Annotated in this window: 23 protein-coding genes and 2 riboswitches; of the genes, 12 read left to right on the top strand and 11 right to left on the bottom strand. The window is 40.5% G+C overall.

Going from position 1 to position 19,902, the window contains the following annotated elements; all coding sequences use genetic code 11:
* Positions 1-16 precede the first annotated feature (16 nt).
* On the top strand, positions 17-1,834 hold the full coding sequence (locus N0M92_RS00840) for an ABC transporter ATP-binding protein (RefSeq protein ID WP_260284080.1): 1,818 nt from the start codon (positions 17-19) through the stop codon (positions 1,832-1,834).
* 51 nt (positions 1,835-1,885) lie between these two features.
* On the opposite strand, the gene N0M92_RS00835 is transcribed toward N0M92_RS00840, so the two are convergent.
* Positions 1,886-2,587, bottom strand: a complete 702-nt coding sequence (locus N0M92_RS00835; RefSeq protein ID WP_260284079.1) for a GDSL-type esterase/lipase family protein — start codon at positions 2,585-2,587, stop codon at positions 1,886-1,888.
* Between the two features lie 217 nt (positions 2,588-2,804).
* Here N0M92_RS00835 and N0M92_RS00830 point away from each other — a divergent pair, with 217 nt between their 5' ends.
* Entirely contained in the window at positions 2,805-3,311 is a 507-nt protein-coding gene (locus N0M92_RS00830) for a GNAT family N-acetyltransferase (RefSeq protein ID WP_260284078.1), read from the top strand.
* 68 nt (positions 3,312-3,379) lie between these two features.
* Here the strand turns inward: N0M92_RS00830 and N0M92_RS00825 are convergent, their stop codons facing one another.
* Positions 3,380-3,574 carry an aspartyl-phosphate phosphatase Spo0E family protein gene (locus tag N0M92_RS00825; protein WP_260284077.1) on the bottom strand — a complete coding sequence of 65 codons (195 nt, stop codon included), beginning with the start codon at positions 3,572-3,574 and terminating at the stop codon, positions 3,380-3,382.
* Positions 3,575-3,827: 253 nt separating this feature from the next.
* Positions 3,828-4,016, bottom strand: coding sequence for a Fur-regulated basic protein FbpA (locus N0M92_RS00820; RefSeq protein ID WP_192203796.1), 189 nt, complete (start codon positions 4,014-4,016; stop codon positions 3,828-3,830).
* Between the two features lie 176 nt (positions 4,017-4,192).
* Positions 4,193-4,297: riboswitch (SAM riboswitch) on the bottom strand.
* A gap of 158 nt (positions 4,298-4,455) precedes the next feature.
* Positions 4,456-4,561, top strand: a riboswitch (TPP riboswitch).
* 90 nt (positions 4,562-4,651) lie between these two features.
* Between N0M92_RS00820 and tenA the strand changes: the two genes are divergently transcribed.
* Genes tenA through thiE form a run of 5 tightly spaced genes read left to right on the top strand, consistent with a single transcriptional unit; the run spans position 4,652 to position 8,066 of the window.
* A complete protein-coding gene (tenA, locus tag N0M92_RS00815; protein WP_260284076.1) occupies positions 4,652-5,341 on the top strand; it encodes a thiaminase II in 690 nt (229 codons plus the stop codon).
* 3 nt (positions 5,342-5,344) lie between these two features.
* Positions 5,345-5,866, top strand: a complete 522-nt coding sequence (gene thiW / locus N0M92_RS00810) for an energy coupling factor transporter S component ThiW (protein ID WP_260284331.1) — start codon at positions 5,345-5,347, stop codon at positions 5,864-5,866.
* The gene (gene thiD / locus N0M92_RS00805; RefSeq protein WP_260284075.1) at positions 5,835-6,641 is read left to right on the top strand and encodes a bifunctional hydroxymethylpyrimidine kinase/phosphomethylpyrimidine kinase; all 807 of its coding nucleotides are present in this window, start codon (positions 5,835-5,837) and stop codon (positions 6,639-6,641) included. The genes thiW and thiD overlap by 32 nt, the downstream gene beginning before the upstream one ends.
* Positions 6,638-7,453, top strand: coding sequence for a hydroxyethylthiazole kinase (thiM, locus tag N0M92_RS00800; protein WP_260284074.1), 816 nt, complete (start codon positions 6,638-6,640; stop codon positions 7,451-7,453). Before thiD ends, thiM begins: the two co-directional genes overlap by 4 nt.
* The gene (gene thiE / locus N0M92_RS00795; protein ID WP_260284073.1) at positions 7,434-8,066 is read left to right on the top strand and encodes a thiamine phosphate synthase; all 633 of its coding nucleotides are present in this window, start codon (positions 7,434-7,436) and stop codon (positions 8,064-8,066) included. The genes thiM and thiE overlap by 20 nt, the downstream gene beginning before the upstream one ends.
* 267 nt (positions 8,067-8,333) lie before the next feature.
* Here the strand turns inward: thiE and N0M92_RS00790 are convergent, their stop codons facing one another.
* On the bottom strand, positions 8,334-9,539 hold the full coding sequence (locus N0M92_RS00790) for an MFS transporter (protein WP_260284072.1): 1,206 nt from the start codon (positions 9,537-9,539) through the stop codon (positions 8,334-8,336).
* Between the two features lie 270 nt (positions 9,540-9,809).
* On the opposite strand from N0M92_RS00790, the gene N0M92_RS00785 reads away from it, so the two are divergent.
* The 3 genes from N0M92_RS00785 to N0M92_RS00775 all read left to right on the top strand — a co-directional run bounded on the left by N0M92_RS00785 (position 9,810) and on the right by N0M92_RS00775 (position 13,302).
* Positions 9,810-11,297, top strand: a complete 1,488-nt coding sequence (locus tag N0M92_RS00785) for an aldehyde dehydrogenase family protein (protein WP_076366967.1) — start codon at positions 9,810-9,812, stop codon at positions 11,295-11,297.
* Positions 11,298-11,655: 358 nt separating this feature from the next.
* Positions 11,656-12,888, top strand: coding sequence for an aminopeptidase (locus tag N0M92_RS00780; RefSeq protein ID WP_260284071.1), 1,233 nt, complete (start codon positions 11,656-11,658; stop codon positions 12,886-12,888).
* A 246-nt stretch (positions 12,889-13,134) separates the two neighbouring features.
* On the top strand, positions 13,135-13,302 hold the full coding sequence (locus tag N0M92_RS00775) for a hypothetical protein (RefSeq protein ID WP_179086028.1): 168 nt from the start codon (positions 13,135-13,137) through the stop codon (positions 13,300-13,302).
* Positions 13,303-13,427: 125 nt separating this feature from the next.
* Here N0M92_RS00775 and cspC read toward each other — a convergent pair whose 3' ends face one another.
* On the bottom strand, positions 13,428-13,628 hold the full coding sequence (gene cspC, locus N0M92_RS00770; protein ID WP_010331195.1) for a cold shock protein CspC: 201 nt from the start codon (positions 13,626-13,628) through the stop codon (positions 13,428-13,430).
* 278 nt (positions 13,629-13,906) lie between these two features.
* Here cspC and N0M92_RS00765 point away from each other — a divergent pair, with 278 nt between their 5' ends.
* Positions 13,907-14,167 carry a hypothetical protein gene (locus N0M92_RS00765; RefSeq protein WP_260284070.1) on the top strand — a complete coding sequence of 87 codons (261 nt, stop codon included), beginning with the start codon at positions 13,907-13,909 and terminating at the stop codon, positions 14,165-14,167.
* 33 nt (positions 14,168-14,200) lie between these two features.
* On the opposite strand, the gene N0M92_RS00760 is transcribed toward N0M92_RS00765, so the two are convergent.
* The 3 genes from N0M92_RS00760 to N0M92_RS00750 all read right to left on the bottom strand — a co-directional run bounded on the left by N0M92_RS00760 (position 14,201) and on the right by N0M92_RS00750 (position 16,027).
* A complete protein-coding gene (locus N0M92_RS00760) occupies positions 14,201-14,815 on the bottom strand; it encodes a YdcF family protein (protein ID WP_260284069.1) in 615 nt (204 codons plus the stop codon).
* An 87-nt stretch (positions 14,816-14,902) separates the two neighbouring features.
* Positions 14,903-15,688, bottom strand: a complete 786-nt coding sequence (locus tag N0M92_RS00755) for a serine hydrolase (RefSeq protein ID WP_260284068.1) — start codon at positions 15,686-15,688, stop codon at positions 14,903-14,905.
* A gap of 171 nt (positions 15,689-15,859) precedes the next feature.
* On the bottom strand, positions 15,860-16,027 hold the full coding sequence (locus N0M92_RS00750; protein ID WP_098371233.1) for a YezD family protein: 168 nt from the start codon (positions 16,025-16,027) through the stop codon (positions 15,860-15,862).
* Positions 16,028-16,531: 504 nt separating this feature from the next.
* Here N0M92_RS00750 and N0M92_RS00745 point away from each other — a divergent pair.
* Complete coding sequence (locus tag N0M92_RS00745) at positions 16,532-17,920, top strand: amino acid permease (protein WP_260284067.1); 1,389 nt, start codon at positions 16,532-16,534, stop codon at positions 17,918-17,920.
* Positions 17,921-17,959: 39 nt separating this feature from the next.
* On the opposite strand, the gene N0M92_RS00740 is transcribed toward N0M92_RS00745, so the two are convergent.
* The 3 genes from N0M92_RS00740 to N0M92_RS00730 form a co-directional block, all read right to left on the bottom strand.
* Positions 17,960-18,934, bottom strand: a complete 975-nt coding sequence (locus N0M92_RS00740; RefSeq protein WP_260284066.1) for an aldose 1-epimerase — start codon at positions 18,932-18,934, stop codon at positions 17,960-17,962.
* A 228-nt stretch (positions 18,935-19,162) separates the two neighbouring features.
* Positions 19,163-19,462 carry a YxcD family protein gene (locus N0M92_RS00735; RefSeq protein ID WP_098371236.1) on the bottom strand — a complete coding sequence of 100 codons (300 nt, stop codon included), beginning with the start codon at positions 19,460-19,462 and terminating at the stop codon, positions 19,163-19,165.
* Positions 19,450-19,884: a hypothetical protein gene (locus N0M92_RS00730; RefSeq protein ID WP_192208180.1), complete on the bottom strand. Its 435-nt coding sequence runs from the start codon at positions 19,882-19,884 to the stop codon at positions 19,450-19,452. Before N0M92_RS00730 ends, N0M92_RS00735 begins: the two co-directional genes overlap by 13 nt.
* Positions 19,885-19,902 lie beyond the last annotated feature (18 nt).

The following is a 19,902-nucleotide window of genomic DNA, read 5'->3' as shown; positions in this document are numbered from 1 at the left end:
AATAGGAGTGATCGCTATGAGTGGAGGACATATTCCATTCAGCCACAAAGGCCGCAGTACCATGCATGCAATCCCCTCAAAAGGAAGCATATGGTTGATGCTCAAACAAATGTTCAATCGGGTCCCATCGAAGTGGAAGTTTTGCACTTTGGTTTTATGTATTATGCTTTTCATTTCATTGCTTGAGTTCTCCATCCCCCAGTTGACGCAGTTTACGATTGATACAATCATTCCCGAAAAAAGATATGACTCGTTAATCTGGATTGGCGCAGGAATTCTTTGTGCTGCCATTTTATTGGCTTTACTGAACTACTTTAACAGCTATATCGTTTCCAAGGTCGGTCAAAAGGCTATTACGGATATACGGAATAGCATGTATGACCATATTCAAACACTGGATATGAAATTCTTTGATAAAAACCGTACTGGTGACTTAATGTCGCGGTTGACCAATGATGTCAATTTACTGCAGCAGCTCATCTCTTCAAGCATGCTTCAAGTCTTGACTGACACGGTGACTTTCATTGCCGTGGCGGTATATATGCTTTTCATTAACTGGAAGCTGACCATTGTCCTTCTTTTTACATTCCCTTTCATGTTCTATATCACAAGGGCATTCGGGAAACGCATCAGGCTGTCATTTAGGTCTGTGCAAAGTTCCGCAGGAGATGTCAGCAACCAGTTACAGGATTCCATTTCGGGAATGCGGCTCATTCAATCTTTTACAAATGAAGAATTCGAATCAAGGAAGTTTGCGGAGCGTAATCAGGAAAATATGGCTGCAAACCTTAAGTCCGTTCGGCTACGCTCCATGTTCGGACCGATAATTGATTTATTGAACAATATCGGTCTTGTAGCAGTCATTGTGTTCGGTGCTTGGCAAGTGATGGAAGGCGAATTCACAATAGGGTTAATCGTGGCCTTTCTCGCCTATTTGAGGTTACTGCAGAGTCCCGTTCGCAATTTTAGCCGGGTCATCAGCATTGTCCAGCAATCAGCTGCGGCCTTTGAGCGGATAACTGAAATATTGGAAACCCAACCTGAAATAAGTGACAAGGAAAATGCCATCGAACTACCTTACATAAAAAGGAAAATCGAATTTCAATGTGTTGATTTTGCGTATGATGAGAGTGTACCTGTCCTCAGCCATTTAAGCCTGTCCATGAAAGCTGGTCAAGTAACTGCTCTGGTCGGTTCCTCTGGCGCTGGAAAATCGACCATCACGAACCTTTTGATCCGATTTTATGATCCGCAAGATGGCACGATTAAAATGGATGGTCATGATATCAAGGATGTGTCACTAAAATCATTACGGGGACAAATGGGGATTGTTTCCCAGGATATCATTTTATTCAATGGCTCCATTCGTGATAACATCGTGTATGGCAAACTTGATGCTACAGATGCTGAAATCATCGAATCCGCCAAAGCGGCAAATGCGCATGACTTTATCAGTGCCTTTCCTGATGGTTATGATTCTCAGATTGGAGAGCGCGGAGTCAAGCTTTCAGGCGGACAAAAACAGCGCATTGCCATAGCTAGGGCACTTTTGAAAAATCCGCAAATCATCATTCTCGATGAAGCAACGGCGGCCTTGGATACAGAATCCGAACATTTGATCCAGCAAGCATTGTCACGTTTAATGAAAAACCGGACTTCAATAGTAATTGCACATCGTTTATCGACCATTCATGATGCGGATCAAATTATCGTTCTGGAAAAAGGGCAGGTTCATGAAAAAGGAACACATGAAGAATTATTGCAAAACGACGGCAGATACAAGCAACTCCATGACTTGCAGTTCCCTCAACTTAAAGCGATATCAAATTCCTAGCTACTTCTTAGAGGGCAAAATGCACAGGAAGCCTTCCTGTGCATTTTGCTTTCATTTGAAATCATAACTTTCCAAAACCCGGTTCGCAATGAGCTGATACCCTTTTTCATTCGGATGTAATTTATCACTGAAATACTCTGTTTTCTTTTTATCTTCAAAAAGATCATTTGTAGGAATGAATAACATCCTTTTATCTTTATCCGCTATTCCCTTTATTGACAGGTTATAATCACGAATGTGCTTTTCAAGTTTTTGATTGTCTTTAATTGGGTTATATAGTCCTACTACCAGAATATCCGCCTTATCGTTTGCCTCTATCAAGGTTGATGTAATCTTTTTGAGATGGTTGATATACTCCCGTTTTCCTTCAATGATTTTTCGGTCACTTATTTTCTCCAAGTCCCCTCCGTTACTATTGATCAAGTCATTCGTTCCAATAAAAACGATGAAAGTATCGGCTTCATCAAGTTTCGTTTTAATGCGGTAATCATCAAGCTGTTTCATCACCCCATCCGTTTCCTGGCCTTTTATACCGTAATTCCAAAAACTCACTTTTTGTTCCGATTGCGGATTATTCAATTCATCCTCAAGGCCTTCTATATATCCTTCCCCATCCTTATCCCCTTTTCCATAGGTTAATGAATCTCCAAAAGCCATCACCCTTTGCACCTCTTCCGACTCCGAGGCCTGAAATTCATACGCAGCAAAACATATAACGAGTACTATAATCAATAAACCTGCCAATTTTTTCATTTGGTTCTCCTCTTGTCTCTTTACTAGAAGTATTTAATCTTTTACATACCCCAAAAATCTACAGTCTTAACATAAAAAAATTGTCAGATAAAGATTCAAGAGTGTATGATAATATAAAACTTTCAATGAATTGGGTGTCATTCACCATCCCTTAAACAAAATATGGGATTACCCTTCATTCTGGAGATTGAATAAATGATAGTTAGGAGTTTAAATCATGGAAGAGCTCATAGAGTTTAGAGAGGCAGGACTATCCGATCTGCCCAGAATTGTTGAAATATATAATTCAACAATTGCTTCAAGAATGGTCACGGCAGATACGGAGCCTGTATCCGTCCAATCGAGGGTTAAATGGTTTGAGGAACATCATTCAGAAAGTAGACCGCTATTTATCATTACTATAGAAGGGAAAACTGCTGGATGGATGAGCTTTCAATCCTTCTATGGCAGACCGGCATATAAATCCACTGCCGAAATCAGCATTTATATAGATGATTATTTCCGGGGAAAAGGAATCGGACAAATTTCGATTCAAAAGGCAATTGAATGGAGTCCAAAATTAGGTGTTAAGACTCTATTGGGTTTCATTTTCGCCCACAATACACCAAGCCTTAAGCTTTTTTCCAAATTCGGGTTTGAAGAATGGGCACATTTACCTCAAGTTGCCGAGTTGGATGGGATCGAGCGGGATTTGCTCATTCTTGGTAAACGTGTCGATATGTAATATCATTCTTTAGAGCTATTGCCTTGAGCAGTAGCTTTTTCATATTAATCGAGTGCGAATTGGCTAATTTAAAAATACCTATATGCTTTCTGGAGGTAAAAATGTTCACAATCTCTTTTACTTGTTAACGCATTTAATAGCGTATCCAATTCTTGACTGGCTTGAACAGTTAGCAGACTTGATAAGCCGTAAATTGCTGCCAAGTTGATCATTTCTTTTCTTTTCTCTTCTATTTTTTCTATAGTTACCTTAAGGCAAGGCATTATATAGCCACCTCCCATTTATTCAATTTTTTTACACTTTCATCATAATGAATCTACTAGTTAAAATCAACTATTTTTCGGAAATTAAATGTGTTATTTTAAAGGATAAATGTGACAAAATGACTATTAATCCTGTAATTATGTATATTTTGTGTCATTTTCTATTAAACGCAAAAAAGCATCCACTAGTGTAGACTGTGAATGCTTACATCATATCTCTTATCCAAGAACCCAAACTATAGTCCATCGTTTACTATGTCATCCATTCAGAAGGTGACTCGGTATTTGGTTTATTTATAACAATCTTATATTCATCTTCAAGTACTTTTAATGGGGCATCATAAAGATGCCTTTCATCAGAGGTTTTGTATACTCCATTGGCCAATAACTCTTCAATAAGCTTTGCCTTCCTCTGTTCGATCCTCTTAAATAATTCTGCCATGTAAATGGCTCCTTTCCTAGTCATCCTAGAGCCTGCTTCTAGTTAGCTAAACTTTATCAACTTGTTTTATTTTCACCAAATTATATATACCTTTTCTATTATGTCACTAAACGTTATTTCCCAAAAATAAAAGCCCCTTCTAATTCAAGAAGAGGCTGACAGTGTCCGTACGGCTCTTCTTATCTTCCAAGCATATGCTTGTTGGATTTAGCACAGTTCCCAAAACGGGTCCGCTGCCGAGGTTTCTTTGGGCCAAGTCCCTCCACCTCTCTGGATAAGAAATCGATATATAAATGATGTAGACATGATTTTATCCTAATAACCATCAAAAGTCAATTACCTGGTTCTCCCTTTTTTCCTGGACATAAAATGGTCCCTCTTTTAAATGTAGGTTGCATTTTCTTGTCTTTCTGATATGATGTCAGTAATTACATACAATTCACACCACTAGGGGAGTCTTTTTTTAAGACTGAGATGGAATTAGTTCCGGACCCTTTGAACCTGAACCGGCTCATACCGGCGGAGGGAAGTGGATGATATCGTCCATTTTCAGACTATATCCATCTACCCCGTTCCGTATTCAGGAACGGGGTTTTTTCATGAACAAAGGGATCCATTCTAAAGGAGGATGAACAATGGAGAATGTTAAATTAGAAACATTCAGTGATAGACTACATGCACGGTCAAAAGAGATTTGGAAAAGGAACCATTCACATCCCTTCGTCCAGGCAATTGGAAATGGTACGCTTCCTGAAAAGAAATTTGCCTATTATCTGAAGCAGGACTATATCTATCTCATGGATTATTCCAAGCTCTTTGCTTTAGGTGTAATCAAAGCTCATAACATCGAAACCATGGCAAAGTTTGCGAGTATTTTAAATGAAACCCTTCAAGTGGAAATGGATATTCATCGGCATTATGCTTCCGAATTCGGGATCACTTCCAAGGAATTGGAAGATACAGAACCTACTCCAACGACTCTAGCCTATACAGGCTATATGCTAAATGCAGCTCAGCATGGGACTTTGGCAGACTTGATCGCCTGTCTCCTGCCCTGCGCTTGGGATTATTATGAAATCGGTTTGCTACTAAAAGAACAAAATGGAGCAGCATTGGAAAACAATCGCTACGCAGATTGGATAAGGTCCTATTCATCTCCTGAATTCGGGGAAGCACATAAATGGCTGATCGCTTTGTTGGAAGAATTGACGGAAGGCATGCCAGAAAAGGAACTTCTTAGATTAGAAAAGCACTTTTTGGTTACTTCCCGATATGAATATTTATTTTGGGATATGGTTCATAATGAGCAAGATTGGCCGCTGTAGATGATGAATCCTGTCAAGAAACTGACGTTGACTGCCATGATCACGGCTATTACAACGCTGACCAGTTCATTTATTTTCATTCCTGCAGGATTTGCAAAGGTCTTTCCTATTCAGCATCTGGCAAATGTCCTGACGGCCGTTCTATTGGGGCCAGCTTATGCAGTGACACAAGCTTTTTTAGTTTCCATCATTAGAAACATGTCTGGTACCGGTTCAATTTTCGCCTTTCCCGGTAGCATGATCGGTGCACTTTTGGCTGCCATCCTTTACCGAAAAACACAAAGCTTAAAATTTGCCTGTTTAGGGGAAGTGATCGGGACCGGTATTCTCGGTTCCCTAGCCTGTTATCCACTTGCCCTCCTACTATTGGGGGAAAAAGCTGCTCTTTTTGGTTTTTTACCGGCTTTTATGCTCAGTTCATTCGCTGGTGCGATTTTAGCATTCATATTACTTAAAATACTTCTAAAAAATACTTATATGAAGGGGTTTTTTTATGAAAACAGCATTAACCATCGCAGGCTCTGATTCAGGGGGCGGCGCAGGAATACAAGCGGATTTAAAAACATTTTCTGCACATGGTGTCTTTGGAATGTCTGCCATCACAGCCGTAACCGCACAAAATACAATGGAAGTCCGTTCAGTACAGCCAATTGAAACAGCAATCATATCAGATCAAATTGCAGCTATCTTTGAAGATATTCCTGTCGATGCAGTAAAAATAGGCATGCTTGGATCAAAAGAAATCGTGGAAACTGTCGCTGCGTCCCTTAAAACCTTCTTGCCTGCCATCGTTATCCTTGACCCTGTCATGATTTCCAAAAGCGGTCATCATTTGCTCGACGAAAAGGCTGTCTCTGCCTTAAAAATGGATTTGCTTCCGCTTGCAACACTTGTAACCCCTAATGTACCGGAAGCGGAAGTACTTACTGGCTTGTCGATTCGAACGGAACAAGATTTCTACAAAGCATGCATTTCTATACAAGAAATGGGTCCCAAAGCCGTTTTACTTAAAGGAGGCCATGCAGCAGGAAATCCAAATGATCTTTTTTATGATGGGACTGACTTCCAATGGATCGAGGGAGAGCGCATCCATACAAAGAACACTCATGGCACGGGCTGTACCCTATCATCCGCCATTACATCAAACCTGGCAAATGGGCTGCCATTGCAAGAGTCGATCGAAAAGGCCAAGACCTATATTTCTGAAGCGATACGCAATAGCTTTTCAATCGGTAAAGGTCATGGACCTGTCCATCATTTTCATTCATTTTCAAAAAAAGAACGGAGTGAATTAATATGAAGGTTTCTGCAGCCGATTTATTCGTGAAGGTAAAAGAAAGAAAACCACTCATTCACCAAATCACCAACTTTGTTACGGTCAACGACTGTGCAAATGCCACCCTTGCCATCGGTGGTTCACCAGTAATGACTTCGAGCCCAAGAGAAGTGGCGGATATGGTCAAATTAGCAGATGCATTGGTTTTGAATTTCGGTACGATTGATGATAAAGCCTTGGAAGCAATGGAGATTGCCGGTAAGACGGCAAATACCATGGATATCCCGGTCATTTTGGACCCGGTGGGAGTTGGTGCCACCCCCTATCGTACAGAGCAGGTCAAAGGGCTCCTTAGTAAGGTTACTTTCCAAATCATTCGCGGGAATGCGAGTGAGATCCTTTCATTGATGGGTGGGGATACCGTTACACGCGGGGTGGATTCGGGGGAACTAGCGATTAGCCATGCAGAGCTGGCTGCACAAGCAGCTAATAAATTGAATAGCATCGTCGTGGTCAGCGGAGCAAAGGATGCGGTCAGCGACGGAAAACATACATCCATCATCGACAATGGAAACCTTCTTTTAACTAATGTTACAGGTACCGGCTGCATGTCCACCGCTCTTATCGGCACTTTTTCAGGAGTCACCGACGATTTCTATTCTGCGGCAATTGCCGGAATCTCAACCATGAGCATTTCAGGGGAACTAGCTGCTGCAAACCTTCAAAAAGATGAAGGAACAGGAACGTTTCGTGTGCGATTAATCGATGCAATATCAAGAATGGATAAGGAAATCTGGATGCATGAGGTGAAAATGAATGAAGAAGTCCCAAATTGATTTAAGCTTGTATTTAGTTACGGAAGAGTCCATAGCATTGGAAAAATTGACCAAAATCATTGCAGAATCGGTTTCAGGAGGAGTCTCGATCGTACAACTTAGGGAGAAAAACAATTCATCCCTTTCCTTTTATAAAAAAGCTTCTGCATTGAAACAGTTATTGAACGAGTTTTCCATTCCCCTTATCATCAACGACCGGGTGGATATAGCACTTGCGGTTGCAGCGGACGGAATTCATATTGGGCAAGATGACCTTCCACTGACTGTCGTCAAACAAATGGTTCCTGAAGATATGATTGTCGGAGTATCTGTCTCCACTCTTGAAGAAGCTCACGAAGCCGAACGAAATGGAGCAGACTATATCGGAGTCGGTTCCGTTTTCCCTACAAAGACCAAACAAGATGCAACCCTCATGGCCATTGGGGATCTGGAGCAAATTTGCCGCAGCGTATCCATTCCCGCCGTAGCCATCGGGGGTATCACTGCAGATAACATATCCGCTCTTTCTGATAGCGGGCTATCAGGTACCGCTGTCGTATCGGCGATCATGAATGCAGAAAGTCCGAAGAGCGCCTCCGAATCCCTTTTAAAAATCATAAAAGACTTCACTTAATGAAAGGCTATTTTCGTAAAGATTGTTGTTTTTAAAAACTAAACGATTTAAGGTTGATTGGAGCGCAAGTGCGAGACCCCTGCGGGGAGCAGCGGGACAGGTGAGACCCCACAGGCGTTTACGCCGAGGAGGCTCACCGCCCGCCCCGCGGAAAGCGAGCATCTGGAGGGGAAATCAACCACACCGCTTTACTTGGTAAATAGCAACAAAGTATGCGAAAACAGCCTAATGAAAAGAGGGGACTGATTACAGTCCCCTTCCTTTTGTTCATGTCAAAACGGTATTCTTTGTTTCCTTCCCAAAAGCTACGGCAATCGCACCCACTAGTATAGCGATTGTAAAAATGGTGAAAATCGAGGATATCGGGGTGTCTGCTGCAACTAAATACCCTACAAGCAACGGACCCAGGACACCGCCAATCCTCCCGATCCCTGCAGCTAACCCAGCACCAGTACCACGAACTGCTGTTGGATACTGCTCAGGTGTATATGCATATAGTGCACCCCACGCCCCCAGGTTGAAGAAAGATAGGAACATCCCAGAAACTATCAGCAGTGCCAGCCCCTCTGATGACCCAAAGAAAAAGGCACTGACGGCCGTTCCAATTAAGTATGTGATCAAAACGAATTTACGTCCCATCTTCTCTATCAGCCATGCAGCTGAAAAATAGCCCGGAAGCTGTGCAAGCGTCATGATCAAAACGTATTCAAAGCTTTGAATCATGCTGAAGCCTTTTAGGACCATCACACTTGGCAGCCATAAAAACATCCCATAATAAGAAAAGACCACGCAAAACCATAGGATCCACAATACAAGGGTCTGACGGGAGTATTCCTTTTTCCAGACACTTTTCATATTGCTTAATACAGATGGCCTCTGCTTTTTTTCTAGTTCCGTATACTTCGGTGAATCCGGCAGTTTCAAGCGCAGATACAGCGCATATAAAGCTGGAACTGCGCTCAATAACAATGCAACGCGCCAACCATAAGCCGGAATGATGAAATAGGAGATGAGTGCTGCCAAAATCCAGCCAACCGCCCAAAAACTTTCAAGAAGGACGACAACCCTTCCCCTTTTACTTGCTTCAACACTCTCAGAAACCAATGTCGAGGCAACCGGAAGTTCTCCTCCAAGTCCCATGCCAATCAAAAATCGCAATATCAAGAACAAACTGAGTGTACTGACTGCTGCAGACAGGCCACTTGCGATTGAAAACAATAATAATGTAATGATAAAGACATTCTTCCGTCCGACCCTGTCAGCCATCGCACCAAAGAATACGGCTCCTACAGCCATTCCGATAGAGTTTATGCTCCCAATCCAGCCAACCTGTTCACTGGTTAAGTTCCAGTCCTGTTTCAAAGCAACAATGATGAAAGAAAGCATACCGACATCAAGTGCATCGAACATCCATCCAAGACCCGCAACACCTAGTATCTTACGTTGCGATATCATTTTCGCATCATTTCCCATATATTCCTCCTGAAGAACTTTAGACCTTCTTGTTATTTTATCCTTATTCATTTTAACTATTAACTTTCATTTTTGCTATAGTATTTACACATGTCATGACAAAATAATACTTCATTTTTTTATGATGAAGAAATCTTGAATATTATGTCGAATGATATAGATTGAATATTCCCTTTTTTTCATTTATCATAAAAATTGGCATAAATCATAGCGTTAACAATAAGTCATCATGTTCTGCCCAAGATAATCACTTTATTCAGGAGGGTAATTATGACAAATCTAACGTTAGAAGTAAGTGGAAAGCTGCAAAAATTTTTAACAGGACCAAAAAAGCTCTATATTAATGGTCAGTTTGTAGAAAGTGCTTCAAAAAAAACCTTCTCCACACCTAATCCTGCTACAGGACAAAAACTTGCCGATGTTTATGAAGCTGATAAAGAAGATATCGACTTAGCCGTCAAAGCTGCACGCAAAGCATTCGATGAGGGGCCTTGGTCAAGAATGAGCGCGGCTTCACGCAGTAGGCTAATGTATAAACTTGCCGATTTAATGGAAGAAAATAAAACCGAACTTGCTCAATTGGAAACGTTGGATAATGGTAAACCAATCAGTGAAACTACCAATGCCGACATTCCTTTAGCTATAGAACATATGAGATATTTTGCCGGCTGGTCCACCAAGATTGTCGGACAGACCATTCCGGTAAGCGGAAATTACTTTAACTACACAAAACACGAGGCGGTTGGTGTTGTCGGCCAAATCATCCCATGGAACTTTCCGCTTCTTATGGCAATGTGGAAACTGGGAGCGGCACTTGCTACAGGTTGTACGGTTGTATTAAAGCCTGCTGAACAAACTCCGCTTTCCGCGCTTTACCTGGCTGAATTATTGGCTGAAGCCGGTTTCCCTGATGGGGTCGTCAATATCGTTCCCGGTTTCGGTGAAACCGCTGGACAAGCACTTGTCGACCATCCGCAAGTAAATAAAATTGCATTTACCGGTTCGACCGAGGTTGGAAAATTGATCATGCGCTCCGCTTCATATTCATTGAAACGGGTCACATTGGAACTTGGAGGGAAATCGCCAAACATCATCCTGCCTGATGCGGATTTCTCCAAGGCCATCCCTGGTGCTTTGAATGGGGTCATGTTTAACCAAGGGCAGGTATGCTGTGCCGGTTCCAGGGTGTATATCCAAAAGAAACATTATGATAACGTAGTTGCCGATATGGCAAGCCATGCAAAAAACATCAAACAAGGGGTAGGTCTCGATCCAAGTACACAAATTGGACCGCTTGTTTCCGAGGAGCAGCAAAATCGAGTAATGGGCTATATTGAAAAAGGGAAAAACGAGGGTGCGGAAGTACTTGTCGGCGGAAATAAACCGGGTGAACAAGGCTACTTTGTTTCTCCTACTATATTTGCTGGTGTCGAAGAGGATATGACGATAGCCAAAGAAGAGATTTTCGGTCCGGTCATAGCGGCAATGCCATTCGAGGATTTAGATGATGTCATTAACCGTGCAAATGCAAGTGAGTATGGATTGGCTGCCGGCTTATGGACCAGCGATATAGCCAATGCCCATTATGTTGCAGGAAAACTCCGTGCCGGTACTGTATGGGTGAACTGTTATAACGCGTTCGACGCAGCTTCCCCGTTCGGCGGTTACAAACAATCCGGAATCGGACGTGAAATGGGATCTTATGCATTGGACAACTATTCTGAAGTGAAAAGTGTCTGGATTAATTTGGGTAAGTGATTTTTGACTATTAAGAAAGAGGGTCTCAAAGAGGCCCTCTTTCTTTCAGTCCATTGTTCACTGTCCCAAATAATCAAATTATTCAACTATTCAAACCTTTTCAATAGTCTTTCCTTCGATAATTTTGGTAGAATGCAAGGTAGACAAACCGGCTGCTACTTGAGGTGGTTCATAGGATAATGATGCCGGGGTTTGTGCTAAATTGAATGAGCCTTAACTGATTCATCTCCTTGCCGGTTATAATGAACTCCTTCGTCTAATACCTATAAGTTTTCACAAACGATGTAAAAAGTTTCTTTTTTATATGACAATTAAGTACAATTAAAAATGTAGAAAATGGAAAAGGAGTTTTGAAATGATGAGTGATTTTCAAACGAATTTAGAAAAATATGCAGAACTTGCTGTAAAAGTCGGTGTAAACATCCAACAAGATCAAACCCTGGTCGTAAACACAACATTAGAGGGTGCTGACCTTGTACGTCTCATTGTAAAAAAGGCTTATGAGAACGGTGCGCGTAATGTCATCGTTAATTGGAATGACGATATCGTTTCACGTACCAAATATGAACTGGCTCCAGATGAGGTGTTCCAAGAATATCCAAAGTGGCGAGCGGAAGAAACGATCGAACTTGCAGAAAACGGAGCTGCCTATCTATCCGTCATCTCCTCCAGCCCTGACTTATTAAAAGGTGTAAAGCCAGAAAGGATTGCCAACTTCCAAAAAGCATCCGGGACTGCACTGAAGAAGTGGCGTCAGTATATGCAATCCGATAAAGTAAGCTGGTCCATCGTTGCCGTCCCTTCAGAGGCTTGGGCTGATAAAGTATTCCCTGAAGAGGCAGAAGAAAAACGCGTTGATTTGCTATGGGAAGCCATTTTCAAAGCAGTTCGTGTTGATGTGAAGGACCCTGTGGAGGCCTGGAAAAAACACGATGATACCCTGCATGAAAAGGTTGATTATTTAAATGACAAGCATTACCAAAAATTGCATTACACGGCTCCTGGAACAGACCTGACAATCGAGTTACCCGACAAACACCTATGGGTCGGAGCAGGAAGCATCAACGTACAGGGTCATGAATTCATGGCTAACATGCCTACCGAAGAAGTGTTTACGGTTCCATTGAAAACAGGTGTTAATGGTACGGTTTCCAGTACGAAACCCCTTAGTTACGGCGGCAACATCATTAATAATTTTTCCGTGACCTTTAAGGAAGGAAGGATCATTGAAGTAAAAGCAGAGGAAGGGGAAGAAATCCTAAAACAATTGGTTGAAACGGATGAGGGTTCACACTATCTTGGTGAAGTGGCACTTGTTCCATTCAACTCACCGATTTCCCAATCGAATGTTTTATTCTTCAACACATTATTCGATGAAAATGCTTCAAACCATCTCGCTATCGGCAGCTCCTATGCTTTCTGTATTGAAGGCGGAAAAAACATGAGTCCAGAAGAGCTTGCAGAAAATGGATTGAATGAAAGCCTTACACATGTCGATTTCATGATTGGATCAGAGAAAATGAACATCGACGGCATCAAACAGGACGGCACTTCGGAACCTGTCTTCCGTAATGGGGATTGGGCGTTTTAATTAACTGACAGTCTTGAAATCTTCAGATATATAGCCGCGTGATTCCTGAATTACTTAGGAACATGTGGCTGTTTTTTTATGCACCTTTATAATCATCCTCAGGCTTTTAGCTTTTGTACAGCCAAAATAATTGGGCTAGTTCCGTAAACATAGCCTGATTTTTCAACCCCAATATATCATTGGAATATCTTGAACACATCTTTCATTCACAAATATGTTATACTATTAATAGAGAGGGTGGCTAAATTGAGAAGCAATAAGTATAATACTGGTGAAACAGTAACTATTCAGGATACTAATGAATCAGTAACCATTAATAAATGGGCATATGTAAAAAACATGAAGAGATATTCTTACACTGTTAAAGAACATCCAACTACTTTTTTCTTTGAAGAGGAATTAAAAAAAGCTTAATGACAAGTCACTAAAACCCTACTCATTTCAGAGTGGGATTTTTTTCGCTTTCATTTTTTAGCATAATAAAAAACAGACTCCCATCGAGGAAGTCTGTTCATATCGGTTACGATTTAATTTAGAAATTAAGCTTTTTGAACGTTAGCTGCTTGAGCTCCACGAGCACCTTGCTCAACGTCGAAAGTTACTTTTTGACCTTCGTCTAAAGATTTGAAGCCTTCGCTTTGGATAGCTGAGAAATGTACGAATACGTCGTCTCCGTTTTCACGTTCGATAAATCCAAAACCTTTTTCTGCATTAAACCATTTAACTGTACCTTGTTCCATTGTTGTTGCCTCCTAGTGCATAACACACATTGTATTACTATTTTTAATCATTTGGAAAATAATCAATATCCTCTTCCACAATCAAAAACAATTCTTTATTAGAGTAACATGAATTGATGAAGATAGCAAATTATCCGGTGATATTTTAAAGACGGCTTCAGTTCTTTTCTCCTTCCCATTTTCTTTATTTATCCAATTTAATGATTCAGATATTAATAAATGGGTATATCAGAGTAATAAGAAACAGTACCAAGGATGATCAACAAGGAGGTCAATCAATGAAATATTACAAGGTATCCAATAACGGTTTTGACAGTAAGGTAATTGTAGCCTATAGCGGGTATGAGGCACTCGGATTTTATTTAATGGAAAGCAATGATCAACTTGGTTTTGTTGATGATATAGATGTGGAAGAAGTGGATGCTGATGAACAAGTCGAGATTTCCTATACGGGTTTTCCCGTTTTTAAGACACTTAAGGAGCTATATCAAGAGAAAGACTTTTGGGAAGTTCCTAATGTTGTCGTGGAAGTTGAGTAAAGTAAGCAACCTCCCATCTTTAGCCTCTGGATGTTACCTCCCAATCAACTCTGTTAAATAGTATTTGGTAATTGCAAGATATTCACGGGTATATGATTTCAACAGTGACACTTTTGGTGTTTTTGCCGGCATCCCCTTTATGTCCAAGCCTTCTATTCTTGCTATTTCAACTGCCCGGTAGATATGAAAGTCATTGCTTACAATCAATCCTGAAGCTGCTGTATCAGGAATGAGTTCTTTTGAGAAAACAATATTCTCGTGAGTTGTTGTAGATTTGTCTTCCATCATGATGCGCGCATCTTCAATTCCCTGGTCGATTAGCCCCTGTTGCATTGCTCTTGCTTCCGATATATCTTCCCCCGGTCCTTTTCCGCCAGATACAATGGCCACTGTTTGTTTATTGGCCTTTAAATATTCTGCAGCTTTATCAATCCGGTATTGTAAGGATAATGATGGAACCGAACCTTTGACCCTTGCTCCAAGAATAATGAGGTAATCGGCATTTTCAGGAATTTGCTGGTGAATGCTTTCTTGAATTTTCATGTGTAAAAAACCAAAATACCCCAGTAATATTACAACACTCATTACGCCTAATTTCATCGCGCTTTTCAAGGTTTTTCCCCGCTTCATTTTCCTTTCATTTAACATTCTTCACTGACCCCTCTATAGCCAAAATCGAAGAGCGTGAAATCTCGAAAGACTTCCCGCACTTCCAAAAATATTCAAACTGACTGTTTATTCTGCGATAATATCATCATATATCAATTTTCCAATTTTACTGATTACTTGACGGCTCTCTTCCTCTGATTTCATATCTTCAGTAAGAACTGCAGCATAGACTGTTTGTGTTTCTGAACGAATGATTGCACAATCATGGGAAACTCCGCGAATTCCGCCAGTTTTGCTTGCTACCTTGACCCCTTTGCCCATCAGTGATGGAAGTTTATCCCTTAATTGTTGATTGTCAAATACACGCAATATTCTTTCTTGGCTTTCTTTCGTTAAAAAGTTTCCTGTATGTATCGCTTTCAGGCAGGTAATCGTATCTTCCGCCGATATGGTATTGTCGCGCCCTTCTTTTAATGCCTTAAAATCCTGCATTTTTCGTTCAAGGACAGTATTTTTCAAGCCAAGATCCTTGATGCATTGATTAATTTCCTCAAATCCCAGCAGGCTCATCATCATGTTCGTGGATGTATTGTCAGAAACAGTTATCATCAATGTCAATAAATCCTCAACAGTTAAAAATACCTTATTCGATAAGACATGCAGAACCCCAGATCCCCCCGTCACTTCATTAGGCGGGATGGTCACTGGTTGATTCAAATAGATTTTCTTTTGTTCACTTTGACGATAACCTTCGATGATCATCGGTATTTTGATAAGACTCGCTGATTGAAAGGATTCATTCTCGTGGTATCCAATCGTTTCCCCATGACCATTTTCAATTTTATATGCGATTTTCCCATTAAATGTTTCAATTAATGCCAAGATATCATGTTCTATAGTTTGTAAGGTCATCTATTTCCTGTTCCTCCCTTAGATATCATTTAAACCCCTATAAAAAACTCCCTTATCCCCTAACTTATTCTACCATGTTGAATGCAGTACAATCTTCTTCTAAATTCCAATTTAATAATTTTTTGCATAAAAAAGAGCCTTCATATCGAAAGCCCCGTTACTAACGAATATTCATCTGGATTTAACTGCCCTGCCCTTCACTAATGGGAATCGTTTCTTCTCGGTTGTATCCACCTGTGTGATTTCACCATCATGTATGGTTATTATCACTGATCCATATTGCAAATCTTCCAAGCTTGAAATAATATGCCTGATTTTCAATTCTTCTTTCTTTTCCATAATATCTCCCCTTCACTACTGGTAATAAAGTTTCGTTTCATGCCTACTGTTTAAAGCGCACGTACGCTTCCCGCTTTCCATGTTTTCTTGAGGAAGTTGGTTTACCTATCATATCCTCACATTACTTTCCGTATAAGAATAGCCAGTTAATAGGAACTCCACATTCCCCTCCCCTCACTAATAAAAGATAAAAGGCACCCGCCATCTAACAGAAGTAGATGTAAGGGTGCCTTTAGTTGACTAATCGGCAATATTTAGGAGTTGCATATGTTATTGAAAAATACGATTCAAAGGAAAACCTCATTATTCTTACCAACTAACTTGGTATTTACTAATATAATCCAATTCCCTCGTTTTGTCAATGAAAATTATAATTTTCTGATTAGTCTGCGTTTTACATTTTACTTATTTACCACTTTACCAAACTAAACTATTTGAGATATACTATTTTAGTATAAGTTGTCGGTATAAACACACACTGTATTTAAGAAAGGTTCGATATAAATGGTAAACAAAAAATGGGGTTTATTGATTTTGACCACATTCGTTATTGGGAATATGGTCGGTGGCGGAATTTTCATGCTCCCTGCTCAATTAGCACAGGTATCCAGTCCATTAGGGGCCACATTGGCATGGATCGTTACTGGACTGGGAGTTTTTCTAATAGCTTTGGTGTTTGGTAACCTGGCAGTACGGAAACCTGATTTGAAAGCTGGACCGCAAAGTTATGCTCAATCATTATTTAAATCCCCTGCTAAAGGAAGGGTTTCAGGTTATAGCATGGCATGGGGCTATTGGGCTGCGAATTGGGCTGCGACAGCTTCTGTCATCATTTCATTTGCTGGTTACCTATCAACGTTTTTCCCGGTGATGCATAGTGCGAAAGTGATTTATACAGTCGGGTCGTTTCAACTTGAACTAGGTAAAGGATTAACGTTTGCGGTATGTTCCGTTGCCCTTTGGGGGATTCAGGCAATCTTGGTAAGAAGTTTTAACAGCGCTGGGAAAATGAATCTTTTTGCTACGGTTACCAAAGTGCTTGGATTCTTATTTTTCATCATTATCACGATTTTCATTTTCGATACTTCCAACCTAGGGAACGGAGCTGAATTTTATGATAAGGCGGGATCTGCAATCTCTTTAGGTGCTCAAGTGAATGCTGCTGCAATTTCAACATTATGGGCTTTCATCGGTATTGAAGCCGCCGTCATGCTGTCAAACCGCGCCAAGTCACAAAATGATGTAAAGAAAGCGACGATCCTTGGTTTACTTATCGCTGTTGCCATTTATATCGGCATTACTTTATTGACGATGGGTGCCATATCGCAAGACGATTTGAAAATATCTCAAAAACCGCTTGTTGACGCATTGCAAGCTGTAGTTGGTTCAAGCGGTACGTATTTAATGGCTGCTCTTGCCGTCATTTCCTTATTGGGATCTACAATCGGATGGATTGTCGTTGCATCAGAGGTTCCTTACCAGGCAGCGAAATCGGACCTGTTTCCGGCCTATTTTGCGAAAGCGAACAAAAATGGCACACCCGTCCGTTCTATGACAATAACAAATATCATGACACAGATATTCTTATTCTCCACTATTTCGGGTACGATTTTGGAAGCTTATCAATTCTCGATGATCGTCGCTACACTCGCTTACTTGATCCCGTATCTTGCTTCGGTTCTGTATCAATTGAAATTAGTCATGACTGGGGAAACCTATGACATCATGAAAGGCTCAAGGGTACGTGATGGCATCATTACCATCCTGGCGTTAATTTACTCGATCTGGGTCATCAAGACAGGTACAGCTGATATGAATACATTCATACTTGGCATAGCCTTATATGTATTCGGAATCGTCCTATACCCATTATGGATGAGAAAAAAAGCATAACCTTAAACACCTTGGCACTTATGGATGCCAAGGTGTTTTTTATATATCTTTCATAATCAATCTAGTTTTCAGCTGAACTGTTTCCCCTGAGCATAATTCCCGCAATCCAGTCATTTTTGCAGACAAATCCAAATTAGGTGCATTCGTTACCCATGTATATGGTTCAGGACAGACAAACCCCTGCTGGTTGAACAATACCCAAAACTTAAAATGTCGATCGCCATGATAGATGACCTGTATGCCAGCCGCTTGGTCAGTAAGTATGCACTCGTTTTCCAGCGCTCTTTCCTCATCATAGCCAAATAGGTCATCAAATAGCCTGCCGTCCAATCTAATACCATTTTGGATTTCCAATGTATTGTCCGTTTCATGAATTGTACCAGTGGGCAATGACCTTTCATTCAACTCCCAATGCTTATTGACAGGAAGTGATATTCTGCAATTCTCCAATTTACTCCCTGTTCCAAATGGAAAATTGAATACGGTATGATAACCTGCTCCCCATGGTAAGGGTTCAATGCCCTTGTTGGTGATTTCCAATTGTATTTCCAATGTTTCTTCCTTTAAAGAGAAAGACATATTCACAGTGATATCTTGTGGGAAGCTGCCTTTTAGATCAAAATCGCTGCTTGTAAATTCAGTATTAATGACGACTGCTTTCCCGTTCACTTCCTTTTTGCAGACTTGCCACGGCTTGTCATGCAAAAAACCATGAATATGATTGGATTTTTTCATTTCATTGATTGGAAACTTATATACAGTCCCCTTATATGTAAATTGACCATCTTCAATCCGATTAGGAGGAAACAGGATTGGCATTCCATATAAAATGGGAGCTTTTTTATACTCTTCCACGCTATCCGGAGTGCGCAGCAACTCAATATCCTTGTGCTTGTACTTCAACGAAAGCAGATTGCTTCCTAAAGATGGCGCAAGTATCGCTTCCACTTTTTCATTGCCGAACTTTATGGCCTTTTCATTTAAAAAAATGATATCTTCAATATAACCTTTCACTAATTCTCCTCCTTTGACTTGAACATATATCAATCCTACTTCCATGGACCATTTTTTGCAACAAATGGAAAATATATATTTTTGAGTTTGAAATAAGTGTTGGTAATCTAGGATTTTGCTTAGTTCGCTTTACTATTTTTCTATTTCTTTTTTATCCTTTTCCTCCGCATAGATCGCCCTGTGCCTTATTAAATAAAAAAAGGATGCCGTTACGGCATCCTTTTTTCCTTATCTATTACTTTCACTTACTAAAGCCACTATGCCTTCTTCATCATCCAATACAAGTTCAATACCAGAGTATGGATCTTTATTCATATATTCATCCAGCCATAAGCGAAGCGCTTCTATCAAGTTGATGGTAATTAACACTTGTTTCCGGCCATCGACGAACGCTTCCGCCGAAAAGCCATAATCATCATCAAACATTAACTCCACTTCTACCTCATTGGGTTGTACCTGTTTTTTACGGGCAATGTAAACACAAACCGCATTGATGATATCTTGTTCGGAAATCTTTAGCCTCTCCATGGGTTTGTATCCTCTTTCTTCTTCTTATCTTTGAAATATGTGAATATTTTACGGATTACAACGATTAATACAACGACCGCTAACACGTTGATTAATAGACCAAGTATAGAACCAAGGGCTCCCATATTGGCGAATAGGCTACCAAAAAGTAAACCGGCCAGTCCACCTAGCATAATTCCTTTCATTAAGCCGCCTTTTGAGAATGTATTTCCAGTCTTGGCTTTATTAGCAGTAGTAGCATCGGACTTCTTAGTTTCTTTATTTTGGAAATTTGATTTGTTATTGTTGTTGCTGTTAAAACTTCTTTTTCCGGACTTGTAACCCCTTGCATCGACTGACTCCGAATGATCTTGGAATACATAAGTGCCGACTGGCGAGAATGCTAGTGTAATTGTAAGTAATGCAGCCATAAATTTTTTCATCATGTTTTTTTGCCTCCG

Source organism: Peribacillus aracenensis, from assembly GCF_025175645.1.
Lineage (GTDB): Bacteria > Bacillota > Bacilli > Bacillales > DSM-1321 > Peribacillus > Peribacillus aracenensis.
This window is presented reverse-complemented; position numbering and strand designations above follow the sequence as displayed.

What these genes read in the sequence shown, in the direction of transcription:
- N0M92_RS00760 (WP_260284069.1), bottom strand. Translation starts at nt 14,815, where the DNA reads ATGTTAAATGAAAGGAAAATGAAGCGGGGAAAAACCTTGAAAAGCGCG.
- thiD (WP_260284075.1), top strand. Translation starts at nt 5,835, where the DNA reads ATGAAAACAGCATTAACCATCGCAGGCTCTGATTCAGGGGGCGGCGCA.
- N0M92_RS00780 (WP_260284071.1), top strand. Translation starts at nt 11,656, where the DNA reads ATGAGTGATTTTCAAACGAATTTAGAAAAATATGCAGAACTTGCTGTA.
- N0M92_RS00830 (WP_260284078.1), top strand. Translation starts at nt 2,805, where the DNA reads ATGGAAGAGCTCATAGAGTTTAGAGAGGCAGGACTATCCGATCTGCCC.
- N0M92_RS00790 (WP_260284072.1), bottom strand. Translation starts at nt 9,539, where the DNA reads ATGGGAAATGATGCGAAAATGATATCGCAACGTAAGATACTAGGTGTT.
- N0M92_RS00765 (WP_260284070.1), top strand. Translation starts at nt 13,907, where the DNA reads ATGAAATATTACAAGGTATCCAATAACGGTTTTGACAGTAAGGTAATT.
- N0M92_RS00735 (WP_098371236.1), bottom strand. Translation starts at nt 19,462, where the DNA reads ATGGAGAGGCTAAAGATTTCCGAACAAGATATCATCAATGCGGTTTGT.
- N0M92_RS00825 (WP_260284077.1), bottom strand. Translation starts at nt 3,574, where the DNA reads ATGCCTTGCCTTAAGGTAACTATAGAAAAAATAGAAGAGAAAAGAAAA.
- N0M92_RS00730 (WP_192208180.1), bottom strand. Translation starts at nt 19,884, where the DNA reads ATGAAAAAATTTATGGCTGCATTACTTACAATTACACTAGCATTCTCG.
- thiW (WP_260284331.1), top strand. Translation starts at nt 5,345, where the DNA reads ATGAATCCTGTCAAGAAACTGACGTTGACTGCCATGATCACGGCTATT.
- N0M92_RS00820 (WP_192203796.1), bottom strand. Translation starts at nt 4,016, where the DNA reads ATGGCAGAATTATTTAAGAGGATCGAACAGAGGAAGGCAAAGCTTATT.
- cspC (WP_010331195.1), bottom strand. Translation starts at nt 13,628, where the DNA reads ATGGAACAAGGTACAGTTAAATGGTTTAATGCAGAAAAAGGTTTTGGA.
- N0M92_RS00835 (WP_260284079.1), bottom strand. Translation starts at nt 2,587, where the DNA reads ATGAAAAAATTGGCAGGTTTATTGATTATAGTACTCGTTATATGTTTT.
- N0M92_RS00785 (WP_076366967.1), top strand. Translation starts at nt 9,810, where the DNA reads ATGACAAATCTAACGTTAGAAGTAAGTGGAAAGCTGCAAAAATTTTTA.
- N0M92_RS00745 (WP_260284067.1), top strand. Translation starts at nt 16,532, where the DNA reads ATGGTAAACAAAAAATGGGGTTTATTGATTTTGACCACATTCGTTATT.
- N0M92_RS00750 (WP_098371233.1), bottom strand. Translation starts at nt 16,027, where the DNA reads ATGGAAAAGAAAGAAGAATTGAAAATCAGGCATATTATTTCAAGCTTG.
- N0M92_RS00840 (WP_260284080.1), top strand. Translation starts at nt 17, where the DNA reads ATGAGTGGAGGACATATTCCATTCAGCCACAAAGGCCGCAGTACCATG.
- N0M92_RS00755 (WP_260284068.1), bottom strand. Translation starts at nt 15,688, where the DNA reads ATGACCTTACAAACTATAGAACATGATATCTTGGCATTAATTGAAACA.
- tenA (WP_260284076.1), top strand. Translation starts at nt 4,652, where the DNA reads ATGGAGAATGTTAAATTAGAAACATTCAGTGATAGACTACATGCACGG.
- thiE (WP_260284073.1), top strand. Translation starts at nt 7,434, where the DNA reads ATGAAGAAGTCCCAAATTGATTTAAGCTTGTATTTAGTTACGGAAGAG.
- thiM (WP_260284074.1), top strand. Translation starts at nt 6,638, where the DNA reads ATGAAGGTTTCTGCAGCCGATTTATTCGTGAAGGTAAAAGAAAGAAAA.